We start from the raw sequence: 15039 nt of genomic DNA, 5'->3' as shown, positions 1-15039 counted from the left end.
CGTGCGGTCAGCCGAGGACGGCGTCGACGGACTGGGCCCAGAGACCGGCGGCCTCGTCGATGGCCGCGGAGTCGACGACGAGGGCGGGGATGAACCGCACGACCTGGCCCCAGGCGCCGCAGGTGAGCAGCAGCAGGCCGCGTCGGGCGGCCTCCTGCTGGGCCGCGGCGGCGGTGGCGCCGTCGGGCTCCCCGTCCGGGGTGCGGAACTCGTTGCCGAGCATGAGCCCCAGGCCGCGTACGTCGGTGATCGCCTCGTGCTTGCTCGCGACCTGCTCCAGCGCGGAGCGGAGCTCGGCGCCGCGCTCGGCGGCGTTCTTCACCAGACCCTCCTCCTCGATCACGTCGAGGGTCGCCAGGGCCGCGGCGCAGGCGACGGCGTTGGCACCGTAGGTGCCGCCCTGCGATCCGGGCCAGGCCTTCGACATCAGCGCCTCGCTCGCCGCGATCGCGGACAGCGGGAACCCGGAGGCCAGGCCCTTGGCGGTCATGATGATGTCGGGACGTACGTTGAAGTGGTCGTGTCCCCAGAACTCGCCGGTGCGGCCGAAGCCGGTCTGGACCTCGTCGATGATGAGCAGGATGCCGTGCCGGTCGGCGCGCTCGCGCAGGCCGTTGAGGAAGGTCTCGTCGGCAGGCACGTAGCCGCCCTCGCCGAGGACCGGCTCGACGAGGAACGCGGCCGTGTCGGCCGGGGCGCTCTGGGTCTGCAGTGTGTAGTCGAGCTGGCGCAGCGCGAACTCGGTCGCCTGCTCCTGCGGCCAGCCGAAGTGGGGTGCGTCGGGGAAGGGGGAGACCACGACGCCGGCCATGAGCGGGCTGAAGCCGGCACGGAACTTGGTGCCCGAGGTGGTCATCGAGGCGGCCGCGACGGTCCGCCCGTGGAAGCCGCCGTGGAAGACGACGATGTTGGGGCGGCCGGTGGCCTGGCGGGCCAGGCGGATCGCGGCCTCGGCGGCCTCCGAGCCGGAGTTGGCGAAGAAGAGACTGTCGAGGCCGGCGGGGAGGACGGGGCCGAGGCGGTCGACCAGGTCGAGGAGCGGGCGGTGCCTGACCGTCGTGTACTGCCCGTGGACCAGGTTGGCGATCTGGCGCTGGGTGGCCTCGACGACCTTCGGGTGGCTGTGTCCGGTGCTGGTCACGCCGATGCCGGCGGTGAAGTCGAGATAGCGCCGGTCGTCCTCGTCGAAGAGGAGGACGCCTTCGCCGCGAGCCGCCACGACCGGAGTTGCCTGCTTGAGGATGGGGGAGAGCTTGGCCACCGTGAACTCCTGTTGATTGTCGACAATCCGACTGGCTACTACAGTAGGCGAGCGTTCGACGGCTGTCAGTAGGACAGTCGAATGCTGACCTTGGAGGCTGATGCGGGATGGGCGGAGAACCGAACGAGGCACGGGTCGTGGCAGGGGTGCCGAAGGGGCTTCTTGTCGCAGGTCAGTGGGTGGATGCCGGCGACGGAGCGACCTTCGACGTGCTCGACCCGTCGACGGGGGAGGTGCTCTGTGCGGTCGCCGATGCGACCCCCGAGGACGGCCGCCGTGCGCTCGACGCCGCGGCGGGCGCGCAGAAGGAGTTCGCCGCCACCGCGCCGCGCGCCCGCGCGGACATGCTGATGGCCGCCTTCGACCTCCTGCACGAGCGGATCGACGACCTCGCGCTGCTGATGACGCTCGAGATGGGCAAGCCGCTGGCCGAGGCGCGAGGCGAGATCGCGTACGCAGCGGAGTTCTTCCGTCACTTCGCCGAGGAGGCGGTGCGGATCGAGGGTGGCTACCAGACCGCGCCCGCCGGTGGCTCCCGGTTCCTGATCACGAAGCAGCCGGTCGGGCCGGCGCTGCTGATCACGCCGTGGAACTTCCCGATGGCGATGGGGACCCGCAAGATCGGGCCGGCGATCGCGGCCGGCTGCACCAGCATCATCAAGCCCGCCCAGCAGACGCCGCTCTCGATGCTGGCGCTCGGGGAGATCCTGCGTGAGGCCGGTGTGCCCGACGGCGTTGTCAACATTCTGCCGACGACCCGGCCAGGTGAGCTGACCGAGCCGCTGCTGCGCTCCGGCGTGATCCGCAAGCTCTCCTTCACCGGCTCCACGGCGGTCGGGCGGGTGCTGCTCGCCCAGAGCGCGGAGCAGGTGCTGCGTACGTCCATGGAGCTCGGTGGCAACGCCGGCTTCGTCGTCTTCGAGGACGCCGACATCGATGAGGCGGTCGCCGGTGCGATGGCCGCGAAGATGCGCAACACGGGGGAGGCGTGCACGGCCGCCAACCGGATCTTCGTACAGCGCTCGGTCATCGAGGAGTTCGGCGACCGGCTCGCCAAGGCGATGTCCGAGCTGCTCGTCGGTCGTGGCGTCGAGGAGGGCGTACGCGTCGGGCCGCTCATCGACGAGGCGGCCAGGGAGAAGGTGCAGACCCTCGTGGACGACGCGGTGGCCGGTGGCGCGCGGGTGCTGACCGGCGGCACCGCCCCCGACGGGCCGGGCTACTTCTACCCGCCGACCGTGCTCACCGGGGTCCCCGCCTCCGCGAAGATGGGCAGCGAGGAGATCTTCGGGCCGGTCGCGCCGCTGACGCCGTTCGACACCGAGGACGAGGTGGTCGAGGCGGTCAACGACACCGAGTACGGCCTGGTCAACTACGTCTTCACCAACGACCTGCGCCGCGGCCTGCGGGTCGCCGAGGCGCTCGAGTCCGGCATGGTCGGGCTCAACCAGGGCGTCGTCTCCAACCCCGCCGCGCCCTTCGGCGGCGTCAAGGCCTCGGGACTGGGGCGGGAGGGCGGGCGTACCGGGATCGAGGAGTTCCTCGAGACCAAGTACGTCGGCATCGCGATGTGAGCCGAGGACCTGGCCCATGCCTGCGCCCCGGAACCGGGGCGCAGGCATGGCCACGTCAGAGCAGGATCGCCTTCAGCTCGGTGAACTCCTCGATCCCGGACTTGCCCATCTCCCGGCCGGTCCCGGACTGCTTGCGTCCACCGAAAGGCGCCAGCGGCGTGAACGCCCCGCCGTTGACATGGACCTGGCCGACCTCGAGCCGCCGTGCGATCGAGAGAGCTCGGCTGTCACTCCCGAACACCGCCGCGGTGAGGCCGTACGGCGTGCCGTTGGCGATGCGCACCGCATCGTCGTCGTCGGTGTAGGCGATGACGCTCAGCACCGGTCCGAAGATCTCCTCCTGGGCGATCGTCGAGTCCGGGTCGACGTTCGCGAAGATCGTCGGACGGATGAACGCACCGCCTTCCAGGCCGGGGACCCGTCCGGGCCCGCCGATGACGAGCTCGGCCCCCTCCGCGAGCCCCTTCTCGATGTAGCCGTTCACCCGTTGCCACTGGGCCTCGGAGGCAACCGGTCCGAGTCGGGTCGTCTCATCCGCAGGGTCGCCTACCGTGTACTCGGCGGCGGCCTCGCGCAGCTTCGCCACGATCTCGTCGTGTCGTGCGGCCGGGACGAGCAGCCGCGTCCAGGCGCCGCAGGCCTGACCGCTATTGCTCCAGGCGTACTGCAGGGTCTCCGCGACCACTTCGTCGAAGTCGGCGTCGTCGAGCGCGATGCTGGCGGTCTTGCCGCCGAGCTCGAGCCCCACTCGCTTGACCGTGTCGGCCGCGACCGCTGCGACACGCCTGCCCGCGGCGGTCGAGCCCGTGAACGACACCATGTCGATGCCAGGGTGCGCCGCGATGGCCTCTCCCACGACGCTTCCGGTGCCGTAGACGATGTTCAACACGCCAGCCGGGATCCCGGCGGCCGCTGCTGCCTCGGCCAGGATCGGTCCGGTCAGCGGAGCGGTCTCGGCAGGCTTGAGGACCACCGTGTTGCCGGCCAGCAGCGCCGGGACGACCTTCGTCACGACCTGTTGGAGCGGGAAGTTCCATGGGGTGATGGCGCCGACGACTCCAACGGGCTCACGGACGAGCAATGCGTTGCCGGCCCGCTCCTCCCACGAGATCTCGGCGGCCAGGGCGGCGACTGCCTTGGTCACCAACGGCGGGAACGCCGCCTGCGCGAGCCGGGAGAACCCGATCGGAACGCCGATCTCGGTCGAGATGGCGTGAGCGATCCGCTCGCTGCGAGCGGTCAGCTCGTCCGCGAGGACTCCCAACACATCGGCTCGGGCGGCGGGGCCGAGGCCGGCCCAACCCGGAAGTGCCGTACGAGCGGCCTCGACCGCCCGGTCGACGTCGGCGGCGGTGCCGAGCGGAGCGGTGGCGACCACTCGCCCGTCGACAGGGCTGACGATCTCCATCGTGGTGGTCGCGGGGACGACGGTGCCGGCCACCCAGTGGCCGGGGACGTCATAGGTCAGGTCGATGCTTGTCATGCCACTACGGTGCTTCGCCCGGCGGACCCCATCCATGCCCGGTCATGACAAGGCTGAAGGGGAGTAAGAGATCGCCTGCCGTTGTTGGGAAGACGTGAATCGCGTACGACTCGCAGAGTTTCTGCGCACGCGCCGCGAGGCGCTTCAACCAGAGGACGTCGGACTTCCCCGGGGAGGTCACCGCCGGACGCCAGGACTCCGGCGCGACGAGGTCGCAGAGCTCAGTGGCATCTCGACGCACTACTACACCCGCATCGAGCAACCGCGCGGCCCGGTGCCGTCAGCACAGGTGCTCGCGGCCATCGGCCGAGGGTTGCGGCTCAACTCCGACGAGCTCGATCACCTTCAGCGCCTGGCGGGCCATCCAGCCGTACGTCCGGCGGACCCGCAACCCGGGATCAGCCCGGGCCTGCGGCGGATCTTCGACCGGCTCCAGGACGAGACGGCCCTCATCGTCGACGAGGTCGGCGAGACCCTCCTGCAGACCCCCGCGGCGGTCGCTCTGCTCGGGGACGAGACCCGCTACTCCGGGATGATGCGCAGCCGCGCCTATCGGTGGTTCACCGACCCTGCGACGCGCCGGCGCACGCCCCCCGAGGATCATCCGGCCCACAGCCGTGCACTGGTTGCCCAGCTCGCGCGGGCCGCCGCGTCCGGCACATGTCCCCGCGCCGACGCGATGATCACCGCGCTGCGGCGCTCGAGCTCCGAGTTCGAGGAGCTGTGGAGCCATCACCCGGTAGTCGGTCCCTACTGCGATGCGAAACGCATGATCCACGACGAGGTCGGCGAGCTCGAGCTGCACGGCCAGACTCTGCACGACCCCGATCGGCCCCAGGCTCTGACGGTGTTCACCGCCGAGCCCGGGAGTGAGAGCGAGCGTCGACTCAGGATGCTGTCACGGGTCTAGACGTAACCCTCGTCGTTGTCCTCGGCGTGGATGAGGCGCCGCAGCGCCTCATCCATGTGCAGCTCGACGCGCTTGAGGGTCAGCTTCACGTCGCCCGCCTCGATGGCGTCGACGATCTGGTTGTGCTCCTCGACCAGCTCGAGCGGCTGCTGGTAGGTGCCCTCCAGGGCGGTCAGGCACATCCGCGTCTCGACGATCAGGGTCTGGTGCATCCGGGCCAGGCGCCGGCTACCGGAGCACTGCACGAGCACGTCGTGGAAGTGGAAGTCGGCATCGCTCAGCGCCGCCGGGTCGCCCAGCTCGAGCGACTTGGTCATCGCGTCGCAGGCGGCGCGGAGCTCGCGCAGCGCCGCGGGGACCCGTGCCTTGGCGATCATCGTGGCGGCGGCACCCTCGACGGCAGCCCTGGCCACGTAGATGTCTCGGATGTCGGCCTCGTCGAGCTCGATCACGAAGAGCCCGCGGTTGGGCTCGCTGCGGAGCAGGCCCTCCTGGACCAGACGCTGCATCGCCTCGCGCAGCGGGCCGCGGCTGACGCCGAACTGGGCCGAGAGCGCGGTCTCGCTCAGCTGTGCACCGGGCTGCAGGGTGCGCTCCATGATCGCCGTGCGCAGCTGGCGAGCGATGACCGAGGCCGTCGACTCCCTGTGCACGGGTTCGAAGCTCGATGTCACTGTCAACGTGGTCTCCGATGGGTCACCGAGAAAGAGTTTGATTGTTGACAATCATTGCATGTGGCCGATCCGGCAGTGAGCGGATCGACCGAGCGTGCCGGGTACGCGGGACGCACCCGGCACGCTCGTTCGCGGACGTCGGTCAGACGGTCTTGTCGAGACTGTCGAGCTCGGCGAGCTCCGCCTCGGACTCCGGCGTACCCGGGATCTCGGTGCCCCGGATCGACTTGCCGGCCGTCTCGACGACGAAGAACAGCGCGATCAGACCGACCACGGATCCGGCGATCATGTAGTACGCCGGCATCAGCACGTCACCGGTGGCGCCGATCAGTGCGTTGTTGACGTACAGCGCCGTGCCGCCGAACGCGGCGGTGGAGATGTTGTAGCCGATCGCCATGCCGCCGTAGCGCACCTGCGAGGGGAACATCGCCGGGAATGTCGCCGAGATCGTCGCGAGCTGGGCGACGTAGACGATGCCCAGCACGGTGAACCCGAGGACCGCCGGCCAGAAGCCCTGACCGATCAGGAGGAACATCGGGACCGACAGCACGATCAGCCCGATGAAGGAGCCGCCCCACATCGGCTTGCGGCCGACCCGGTCCGAGAGCGCTCCGGCGATCGGCAGGAAGACCAGCATCGCGATCTGTCCGAAGATGACCAGCAGGTCGGCGTCGGAGCTGCTGAAGCCGGCTTCCTCCTGCAGGTAGGTCGCCATGTAGGCCAGCAGCGTGTAGTTGGCGATGTTGAGCGCGGCGACCAGGCCGATCAGGGTGAGGATCGGCTTCCAGAACAGTGCGAAGAGCTCCTTCAGCGCGGCCCCGGCGCCGCCCTCGACGGCGTCCTGCGTCTCGAGCTCCTGGAAGACCGGCGTCTCCTCGAGCTTGGTCCGGATGTAGAGGCCGATGAGGCCGATCGGGCCACCGATCAGGAACGGGATCCGCCAGCCCCACTCGGTCATCGCTTCCTGGCCGATGCTCTTCTCCGTGATGAAGACGACGGCGATGGCGGCGGTGAAGCCGACGATGGTGCCGAACTCGAGGAAGCTGCCGTAGAACCCGCGCTTCTTGTCTGGTGCGCACTCGGCCATGTAGGTCGCGGCGCCGCCGTACTCGCCGCCGGTCGAGAATCCCTGGATCACCCGGAGCAGCACGAGCAGGACCACGGCCCAGATGCCGACCGAGTCGTACGTCGGCAGGCAGCCGACCAGGAAGGTCGCACCGGCCATCAGGATGATCGTCATCGCGAGGACGCGCTGGCGGCCGATGCGGTCACCGAGGGGGCCCCAGAAGAGGCCGCCGAGCGGTCGCAGGATGAACGAGATCGCGAAGGTCAGCGCCGTGCCGGCGAAGCCGTACTCGGGGAAGAAGTTGGCGGTGATCTCGGTCGCGACGTAGGCGAAGGCGCCGTAGTCGAACCACTCCGTCGCATTGCCGACCGCTGAGCCGGTGATGGCTCTTCGGAGCTTCGATTTGTCGGGTTGTGCCTCGTTGGAGGGGATGGTTGGGGTTCCTGACATTTCTTCTCACCTGCTCGGTGTGATTGATGGCTGGGGACCGCTTTTGACCCGCAGTGTTGACTGTAGGTTTGTCAACAATTCGCGCCACGTTAGCGCTGTCCGTGCGACATGGCTAGGTGGCGTGGGGTGTGACGGGAGGTTTATGTAAAGCCGCGACGCTACCTGAAGAGGGCTCCGAGCCCGGGCAGGGGGCGGGGCCTCCCGGCGAGTCGAAGGCCCTCCCAGACGGTCACCTGGTTGGCCGTCAGCACGGGTTTCCCGACGGCTTTCTCCAACGTATCGATGCAGGTCAACGTATGCAGCGCGGTGTCGGGGACGAGGACCGCCTCGGCCTCGGGAACGTCGACGGCCAAGGTCATCTCCAGGACCGCGTCCGGGCCCAGACGGCCGGCGTCGACGGCGGTGAAGATCCCGCTGGCGCCGAAGGAGACGACGTCGATCCCGCCCGCCGCCAGGAAGGAGCTGAAGTGTCCGGCCAGATCCTCGGGGTAGGAGGCGGCGACGGCGACCTTCCTGAGCTCGAGCGCGCGGGACGCCTCGACGAAGGCGATCGAGGTCGACGAGGCGGGGACGCCGAGGCGGTCGCTGATCGCGGCCGCCTGCGCCGCGGCGCCGTCCCGGCCGTAGACGAAGCTGCCCGACGTGCACGTCCACATCACCGCGTCGGGGGAGTGGGCCGCGATCGCGTCGGCACCCGCGGCGAGCCTGTCCGCGGAACCGGTGTCGAGGAGAGCCTCGACGGTGTGCTCGTCGCGGCCCATGGAGGTGTGGACCAGCGGCAGCCAGATCGCACCGCCCAGCGCGTTCTCGAGCGCCGGGAAGTCGTCCTCGGCTGCGTAGCCGGGATAGAGCAGCCCGACGACCGGTGGCCGGGTCATGAGGCATGCCCCAACAGATCCTCGGCGGCCGGCGGGGTGCGTCCGACCATCCGGAGCGCGGCCTCCATGGTCGCCCGGTTCGCGGAGATCACCGGCTTCCCGAGCTCGGCCTCGAGCCGGCCGATGATGTCGTACGTCGCCAGGTTCGTGCACGAGACGACGACCGCCTCGGCGGCGTCGGTGTCGGCGGCCCGCACCAGGTCGAGCGTGGTCTCGTACGGAACCTCCCAGATGTGGTGGCCCAGCCCGAGGTCGCCGGTGCTCACGACGGTGATCCCTGCCTCGGCCAGGAAGCTGCCGAACCGGGCGGCGAGCGCGACGTCGTAGGGCGTGGCGACCGCGACCCGGGAGACGCCGAGAGCGGCGAGCGACTCCAGCACGGCGCCGGAGGTGGTGATCGCGGGAGCGTCGCCGGCTCGGCTCATCGCCGCGGTCAGCCGCCGCTCGCCGTGCCGGCCGTGGACGAAGCTGCCGGAGGTGCAGGCGTAGACGTAGAGGTGGGGTTCGGCGGCCGAGAGGTCGCGCACGGCCTGCTCGACGACGGCGGTCTCGCCGATCTCCTCAGCCATCTCGAGGGTGACCGCGCGGTCGGTGAAGGGCGTCCGGTTGAAGAGCAGGCTGGTGTCGGGCGGGGCCCACCGCCACAGCTCGTGGTCGAGCACCATGTCATGGGGAACGACCACGGCGATGCGTACCGTTGGGGACATCGCACCTCGCTAGGATTGTTGACAATCTGCAATCGACTCTCCTAGCGTAGTCTCGGATTATTGCGGAGGTGTGTCGATGCGACGGAGGATTTTTCTTGGAGACGTCCCGGCGCCCCGCGATCACGGTCCTCTGTCCGCCTGACGGCGGCAGACCCGCCGGGATGGAGCGTCTCGAGGCGGATGCCGAGCTCACCTACACCGATGCCGCGGGCCTGGCCGACGCGCTTCGCGGCGCCGAGGCGCTGCTGCTGTGGGACTACTTCTCCGAGGCTGTCCATGACGCCTGGCCGAGCGCCGGCTCGCTGCGCTGGCTCCATGTCGCGGCCGCCGGTGTCGACAAGCTGCTGTTCCCGGAGCTGGTCGCCTCCGACGTGGTCGTCACCAACGCCCGTGGGATCTTCGACCGGGCGATGGCGGAGTTCGTGCTCGGCTCGATCCTGGCCGTGGCCAAGGACATCCACCTCAGCCACGATCTGCAGACGGCCCGGAAATGGCTGCGCCGCGAGACTCGGCTGATCAGCGCCGAGACCGCGCTCGTGGTCGGCACCGGCGCGATCGGTCGCGAGACGGCCCGGCTGCTGCGCGCGGCCGGGATGGACGTACGCGGCGCCGGCCGCACCGCCCGCAGCGGCGATCCGGACTTCGGTGAGGTCCTCGCCAGCGCCGATCTGGTCGCTCACGTCGGCTGGGCCGACCACGTCGTCGTCACGGCCCCGCTGACCGACGAGACCCGCGGCTTGATCAGCGAGGACGTGCTCGCGGCGATGAAGCCGGGCAGCCACCTGGTCAACGTCGGCCGTGGGCAGATCGTCGACGAGGTCGCGCTCGTCTCCGCGCTCCGTGACGGCCCTGTCGAGGCGGCGTCCCTGGACGTCTTCGAGGTCGAGCCGCTGCCGGCCGAGAGCCCGTTGTGGACCATGCCGGGAGTGGCGGTCTCGGCACACATGTCGGGCGACTACGAGGGCTGGCGGGAGGCGCTGGCGGACCAGTTCGTCGACAACGCCCGGCGCTGGTTGAGTGGCGAGCCGCTGCTGAACGTCGTCGACAAGCAGCGCGGCTTCGTCGTCGCGGAGCAGGGGGAGAGGTCGTGGCCGACCCGATGACCGACCCGAAGACCGCGCTCGGATCAGAGCTGAGCGCCTTGACCGCCGCCGAGCTGGTGGCCGGCTATCGCTCGGGCGCCTTCACCCCGCTAGACGCGACGCGGTCGGTGCTCGACACGATCGAGGAGCGCGACCCCGGTGTGAACGCGTTCGTCCGGGTCGACCCGGATGGCGCGCTGGCGCAGGCGACCGCGTCCACGGAGAGATGGCGGGCCGGGCATCCGCTCGGCAGCGCCGACGGGGTACCGACCTCGGTCAAGGACATCCTGTGGACCGCCGGATTGCCGACAATCCGCGGCACCTGGTTCATCGACGAGGCCGGCCCGTGGCCCGAGGACGCTCCCACGGTCGCGCGGCTGCGCGAGGCCGGTGCCGTGATCACCGGGAAGACGACGACCCCCGAGTTCGCCTGGAAGGGCGTCACCGACTCGCTCCGCTACGGCTCCACCGGCAACCCCTGGGATCCGGGCCTGACCTCGGGCGGCTCCAGCGGCGGTGCTGCGGCGGCGGTCGGTCTCGGCATGGGACCGTGGGCGCTCGGCACCGACGGCGGCGGCTCGGTCCGGATCCCGGCCTCCTTCACCGGCACGGTGACGATCAAGCCGACCTACGGGCTGATCCCGCTCTATCCCGCCAGCCCCTTCGGCACCCTCTCCCACGCCGGCCCGATGACCAGGACCGTGACCGACGCGGCGGCGCTGCTCGACGTGATCGCCGGCTTCGACGCCCGCGACTGGTCGGCGATGCCTACACCGGGAGCCTCCTTCCTGGCCGGTCTCGAGGGCGGTGTCGAAGGGCTGAGGATCGGGTTCTCGCCCACGCTCGGGTACGTCGAGAACGACCCGGAGGTTGAGCGGCTGGTCCGTGAGGCGGTCGCCGTGCTCGAGTCCGAGGGCGCCCAGGTCGACGAGGTCGATCCCGGGTTCACCGACCCGGTCGAGGCGTTCGAGGTGCTCTGGTTCTGCGGTGCGGCGAAGGTGCTCGACGCCTATCCTCCTGGCGCGATCGACAAGATCGACCCGCTGCTGCGCGAGGGCATCGAGACCAAGGGCCGTGGCTCCGCGGCCGACTACCTGGACGCCACCGCGGTCCGGATGGACCTCGGCCGGTTGATGGGGCGGTTCCACGAGACGTACGACCTGCTGGTCACCCCGACCATGCCGATCACCGCCTTCGAGCGGGGGCTGCAGGCGCCCAAGGGCTGGCCCTCGCAGTGGTGGCCGAGTTGGACGCCCTACACCTACCCCTTCAACATGACCCAGCAGCCGGCGGCGAGCGTGCCCTGCGGCACCACAGGGGAGGGACTGCCTGTCGGCCTCCAGATCGTCGGCGCCCGCCACGACGACGCCCGGGTGCTGCGCGTGGCGCGGGCCTACGAACGGGCCAGCGGTGAGCTGTTCGTCCGACCTGTCGACAATCCTCGAGGAGCCCGATGAGCCGCTACATCACCGTCACCCTGGAGCGCCGCGGCGTCTCCTGCCTCGCCCGCCTGCTCGACGAGGAGGCGCCACGCACCGCCGGCGCCGTGTGGGACGCACTGCCGCTCAGCGGCCAGGTCTTCCACGGCAAGTACGCCCGCAACGAGATCTACAACCTGGTGCCCGCCTTCGCGGCGAAGGAGCCCGGCAAGGAGAACACGACGGTCACACCGATCCCCGGGGACCTGTGCTACTTCGCCTTCTCCTCCGACGACCTCGGCAACCCGTCCTACGGCTACCCGGAGGACCGCGGACCGGGAGAGATGACCGAGATCGTCGACCTCGCCCTCTTCTACGGCCGCAACAACCTGCTGATCAACGGCGACCAGGGCTGGGTCCCGGGCAACGTCTTCGGCACGGTCGTGGACGGCCTCGAGGAGATGGCGCAGGCCTGCCAGGACGTCTGGATGAACGGCGCCACCGACGAGATCCTCACCTTCGCGCGCTCGCACGACGACGCGCAGTAGCGACGGCTGGGAACCGGACGGATCGGGTATCGGTCCGGTGTTCGAGGGCACCGTCGATAGGGTTTGGACATGTCGTGGTCGGAGAGCAACACCCATCACTGGGACGACTGGTCGCTGGCCGACCTCGTCGCGGCCAAGCAGGGGCAGCGGGTGAGCCTCGTGGTGCCGGCGCGCAACGAGGCCGCGACCGTAGGCGGCCTGGTCGACAAGCTGCGTACCAGCCTGATGGAGACCTCGGATCTGGTCGATGAGCTCGTCGTCATCGACTCCGACTCCTCCGACGACACCGCGCGGATCGCCGCCGACGCCGGTGCTGACGTCTACGCCTCGGCCGCGATCCGGCCCGAGCTCGGCTCATACCCGGGCAAGGGCGAGGCGATGTGGAAGTCGCAGTTCGTGACCACCGGCGAGCTGATCGTCTTCATGGACGCCGACCTGACCGACTGGGACACCCATTTCGTACGCGGCCTGGTCGGCCCCCTTGTCAACAATCCGACGATCGAGCTGGTCAAGGGCTTCTATCGGCGCCCCGGGGAGCACGGTCTCGACGGAGGCCGGGTCACCGAGCTCGTCGCCCGCCCGCTGCTGGCCCTCCACCGCACGCCCCTGCGTGACCTGATCCAGCCGCTGGCGGGGGAGTGGTCGATCCGGCGCTCGCTGTTCGAGCGGCTGCGGGTCCCGACCGGCTACGGCGTGGAGCTCGCCGCCCTCGTCGACACCCTGGACACGCGAGGGATGGACGCGATCGCCCAGGTCGATCTCGGCCAGCGCGACCACAGCCACCAGGATCTCTTCGATCTCGGCCTGATGGCGACCCAGATCGTGGGCATGATGTCGCGCCGCCTCGGCACCGGTCCGGCGGGCGACGACGTAGAGATGCGGCAGTACATCCCGATCGACGGCTCGACCAAGGTCGTCGACCGGTCCGTGAGCCTCCTGGAGCGGCCGCCGGTGCGCGACGGCTCGGGCGGTATGGTCGCCTGATGCTGCGCCTCGGACGACATTCTTTCGGTGATGACGAGGCGCTGATGATGGCGATCGTCAACCGCACCCCGGACTCGTTCTTCGACAAGGGAGCGACCTGGGCCGAGGACGCGGCCTTCGAGCGCGTACGCCTGGTGGCCTCCCAGGGCGCGGAGATCGTCGACATCGGTGGGATCAAGGCCGCACCCGGGGCCGAGATCGACGCCGCGGAGGAGAAGGCCCGTGTGGTCGACTTCGTCGCCCAGGTCCGTGAGGAGTTCCCGGCACTGGTGATCTCGGTGGACACCTGGCGCGCCGAGGTCGGCGACGCGGTGTGCGCGGCCGGCGCCGACGTCATCAACGACGCCTGGGGCGGGGCCGACCCGGAGCTCGTCGACGTCGCCGCCGCCCACGGCGCTGCGATTGTGTGCACCCACACCGGCGGCGTGACGCCGCGGACGCGGCCCTACCGGATCGAGTACGACGACGTGGTCCGCGACGCGATCGACTCGACCCTCGGCTACGCCCAGCGGGCCCTGGACGCCGGCGTCGCGAAGGACTCGATCGTGATCGACCCGGCCCACGACTTCGGGAAGAACACCTTCCACTCCCTCGAGATCACCCGCCGGCTCGGGGAGATGGTCGCGACCGGCTGGCCGGTGCTGGTCTCGCTCTCCAACAAGGACTTCGTGGGGGAGACGCTCGACCTGCCGGTCGGAGAGCGCCTCCTCGGCACCCTGGCCGCGACCTCGGTCTGCGCCCTGGCGGGTGCCCGCATCTACCGAGTCCACCAGGTCCCGCAGACCCGGCAGACCGTCGACATGGTCTGGACGATCGCCGGCCGGCGACGTCCGAAGCGAGCGATCAGGGGACTGCAGTGACTCGAGTGGCGCTGGTTCCGGGATGCCTGGCCCTGCTGCCGGAGTACGCCTCGCTCGACGACCCGGTCGACGAGCTCCGCTCGGCCTGCCTGGCCGCGGTGGCCTGGCTGGGCGAGGACGTACGCGTGATCGCGGGTGCGCAGGGTGCCCGGGTGGCCTCCTCGCTGCTGGCCGAGGTCGGCACGGCTCCGGTGACCAGCGGCGAGGCGGCGTACCTCATCGTCGGCAACGGCTCGGCCTGCCGCAGCGAGAAGGCGCCGGGCCACCTCGACCCGCGGGCCGCCGGGTTCGACGAGGCGCTCGGCAAGGCGCTGGTCACGCCCGATCCCGAGGCGCTCGGCGCGCTCGATCTGGTGCTGGCCGATGAGCTCTGGGCCGACGTCGGCCCGATCATCGAGGCGGCCGACCTGCTGCGCAGCGTCGGCACGGTGGCGGTCGATTACGACGGCGACCCCTACGGGGTGCGTTACTGGGTCGCCCGCTGGGCTCAGTCGGCGTAGTCGAGCAGGTCGGTGAGCCCGGCTGCGTAGATCTTCGGGGTGACGTCGCCCAGCATGAGCCGCTGCAGGATGAAGCCGGGCAGCAGGCCGGTGAGGACCATCGCGATCCGTTCGGGATCGGCATCCTTGCGGAACCGGCCGGCCTCGATTGCGCCTTCGGCGTAGCTGCGCCAGGCGGCCCGGATGCGGCGCGCCTCGGGGGCCATCACCTCTCGGATCTCCGGGTCGCGGGCGGCCTCGGCCCAGGTCTGCAGGGCGATCCGGGGAAGGTCGACACCGAGCTCTTCGGAGACGTCGAGAAAGTGCTGGGTCGCGGCCTCGATCGCCCGTGAAGGCGGGAGAGTGTCCTCATCGGAGCTCGGGTCCGGGGTGAAACGAGTGATCGCCTCCACGATGGTCGTCAGGCCCGACTCGGCGATCGCGCGGATGATGTCGTTCTTGCCGCGGAAGTATGTGTAGACCGAGCCGGCGGAGAGCCCGGACTCCTTGACCACGGCGGCCATCGTCGTCTTGTGGAAGCCGTCACGCTCCACGCAGCGCAGCGTCGCCGCGATGATCTGCTGGCGCTTCTCGGCGCGGTGCTCCTCGCTGATCTTCGGCATGCCGGAAGCATACCTCAAAAGAAAACGAACATTCATTCTTGA

15 protein-coding genes are annotated in these 15039 nt (G+C 70.0%); 8 read left to right on the top strand and 7 right to left on the bottom strand.

The window, feature by feature from the left end; all coding sequences use genetic code 11:
• Window positions 1-7: 7 nt before the first annotated feature.
• The gene (locus OH802_RS22435; protein ID WP_406022248.1) at window positions 8-1261 is read right to left on the bottom strand and encodes an aspartate aminotransferase family protein; all 1254 of its coding nucleotides are present in this window, start codon (window positions 1259-1261) and stop codon (window positions 8-10) included.
• 107 nt (window positions 1262-1368) lie between these two features.
• Between OH802_RS22435 and OH802_RS22430 the strand changes: the two genes are divergently transcribed.
• On the top strand, window positions 1369-2835 hold the full coding sequence (locus OH802_RS22430; protein WP_406022246.1) for an NAD-dependent succinate-semialdehyde dehydrogenase: 1467 nt from the start codon (window positions 1369-1371) through the stop codon (window positions 2833-2835).
• 55 nt (window positions 2836-2890) lie between these two features.
• On the opposite strand, the gene OH802_RS22425 is transcribed toward OH802_RS22430, so the two are convergent.
• Entirely contained in the window at window positions 2891-4318 is a 1428-nt protein-coding gene (locus OH802_RS22425) for an aldehyde dehydrogenase family protein (RefSeq protein WP_406022244.1), read from the bottom strand.
• Between the two features lie 94 nt (window positions 4319-4412).
• On the opposite strand from OH802_RS22425, the gene OH802_RS22420 reads away from it, so the two are divergent.
• A complete protein-coding gene (locus tag OH802_RS22420) occupies window positions 4413-5228 on the top strand; it encodes a helix-turn-helix transcriptional regulator (protein WP_406022242.1) in 816 nt (271 codons plus the stop codon).
• Here OH802_RS22420 and OH802_RS22415 read toward each other — a convergent pair.
• The 4 genes from OH802_RS22415 to OH802_RS22400 all read right to left on the bottom strand — a co-directional run bounded on the left by OH802_RS22415 (window position 5225) and on the right by OH802_RS22400 (window position 9003).
• A complete protein-coding gene (locus OH802_RS22415; protein ID WP_406022240.1) occupies window positions 5225-5881 on the bottom strand; it encodes a GntR family transcriptional regulator in 657 nt (218 codons plus the stop codon). The two genes, OH802_RS22420 and OH802_RS22415, sit on opposite strands and share 4 nt — an antisense overlap.
• Window positions 5882-6044: 163 nt before the next feature.
• Window positions 6045-7418, bottom strand: coding sequence for an MFS transporter (locus OH802_RS22410; RefSeq protein ID WP_406022238.1), 1374 nt, complete (start codon window positions 7416-7418; stop codon window positions 6045-6047).
• 158 nt (window positions 7419-7576) lie between these two features.
• Complete coding sequence (locus tag OH802_RS22405; protein WP_406022236.1) at window positions 7577-8296, bottom strand: maleate cis-trans isomerase; 720 nt, start codon at window positions 8294-8296, stop codon at window positions 7577-7579.
• A complete protein-coding gene (locus OH802_RS22400) occupies window positions 8293-9003 on the bottom strand; it encodes an Asp/Glu/hydantoin racemase (RefSeq protein WP_406022234.1) in 711 nt (236 codons plus the stop codon). Before OH802_RS22400 ends, OH802_RS22405 begins: the two co-directional genes overlap by 4 nt.
• Before the next feature lie 95 nt (window positions 9004-9098).
• Here OH802_RS22400 and OH802_RS22395 point away from each other — a divergent pair, with 95 nt between their 5' ends.
• The 6 genes from OH802_RS22395 to OH802_RS22370 all read left to right on the top strand — a co-directional run bounded on the left by OH802_RS22395 (window position 9099) and on the right by OH802_RS22370 (window position 14395).
• Window positions 9099-10106: a D-2-hydroxyacid dehydrogenase gene (locus tag OH802_RS22395; protein ID WP_406022232.1), complete on the top strand. Its 1008-nt coding sequence runs from the start codon at window positions 9099-9101 to the stop codon at window positions 10104-10106.
• Window positions 10091-11542 carry an amidase gene (locus tag OH802_RS22390; RefSeq protein ID WP_406022230.1) on the top strand — a complete coding sequence of 484 codons (1452 nt, stop codon included), beginning with the start codon at window positions 10091-10093 and terminating at the stop codon, window positions 11540-11542. The genes OH802_RS22395 and OH802_RS22390 overlap by 16 nt, the downstream gene beginning before the upstream one ends.
• Window positions 11539-12051: a DUF3830 family protein gene (locus OH802_RS22385; RefSeq protein ID WP_406022228.1), complete on the top strand. Its 513-nt coding sequence runs from the start codon at window positions 11539-11541 to the stop codon at window positions 12049-12051. Before OH802_RS22390 ends, OH802_RS22385 begins: the two co-directional genes overlap by 4 nt.
• Before the next feature lie 69 nt (window positions 12052-12120).
• Complete coding sequence (locus OH802_RS22380) at window positions 12121-13035, top strand: glucosyl-3-phosphoglycerate synthase (protein WP_406022226.1); 915 nt, start codon at window positions 12121-12123, stop codon at window positions 13033-13035.
• Window positions 13035-13895: a dihydropteroate synthase gene (gene folP, locus OH802_RS22375; RefSeq protein WP_406022224.1), complete on the top strand. Its 861-nt coding sequence runs from the start codon at window positions 13035-13037 to the stop codon at window positions 13893-13895. The genes OH802_RS22380 and folP overlap by 1 nt, the downstream gene beginning before the upstream one ends.
• On the top strand, window positions 13892-14395 hold the full coding sequence (locus OH802_RS22370; protein WP_406022222.1) for a hypothetical protein: 504 nt from the start codon (window positions 13892-13894) through the stop codon (window positions 14393-14395). The genes folP and OH802_RS22370 overlap by 4 nt, the downstream gene beginning before the upstream one ends.
• On the opposite strand, the gene OH802_RS22365 is transcribed toward OH802_RS22370, so the two are convergent.
• Entirely contained in the window at window positions 14383-14997 is a 615-nt protein-coding gene (locus tag OH802_RS22365; protein ID WP_406022220.1) for a TetR/AcrR family transcriptional regulator, read from the bottom strand. The genes OH802_RS22370 and OH802_RS22365 overlap by 13 nt on opposite strands.
• Between the last annotated feature and the right edge of the window lie 42 nt (window positions 14998-15039).

This window comes from Nocardioides sp. NBC_00850 (genome assembly GCF_045207335.1).
Classification (GTDB): Bacteria; Actinomycetota; Actinomycetes; order Propionibacteriales; family Nocardioidaceae; genus Nocardioides.
This window is presented reverse-complemented; position numbering and strand designations above follow the sequence as displayed.

Coding starts and splice junctions, on each gene's coding strand:
- OH802_RS22365 (WP_406022220.1), bottom strand. CDS start 14,997: ATGCCGAAGATCAGCGAGGAGCACCGCGCCGAGAAGCGCCAGCAGATC.
- folP (WP_406022224.1), top strand. CDS start 13,035: ATGCTGCGCCTCGGACGACATTCTTTCGGTGATGACGAGGCGCTGATG.
- OH802_RS22425 (WP_406022244.1), bottom strand. CDS start 4,318: ATGACAAGCATCGACCTGACCTATGACGTCCCCGGCCACTGGGTGGCC.
- OH802_RS22400 (WP_406022234.1), bottom strand. CDS start 9,003: ATGTCCCCAACGGTACGCATCGCCGTGGTCGTTCCCCATGACATGGTG.
- OH802_RS22430 (WP_406022246.1), top strand. CDS start 1,369: ATGGGCGGAGAACCGAACGAGGCACGGGTCGTGGCAGGGGTGCCGAAG.
- OH802_RS22385 (WP_406022228.1), top strand. CDS start 11,539: ATGAGCCGCTACATCACCGTCACCCTGGAGCGCCGCGGCGTCTCCTGC.
- OH802_RS22410 (WP_406022238.1), bottom strand. CDS start 7,418: ATGTCAGGAACCCCAACCATCCCCTCCAACGAGGCACAACCCGACAAA.
- OH802_RS22405 (WP_406022236.1), bottom strand. CDS start 8,296: ATGACCCGGCCACCGGTCGTCGGGCTGCTCTATCCCGGCTACGCAGCC.
- OH802_RS22380 (WP_406022226.1), top strand. CDS start 12,121: ATGTCGTGGTCGGAGAGCAACACCCATCACTGGGACGACTGGTCGCTG.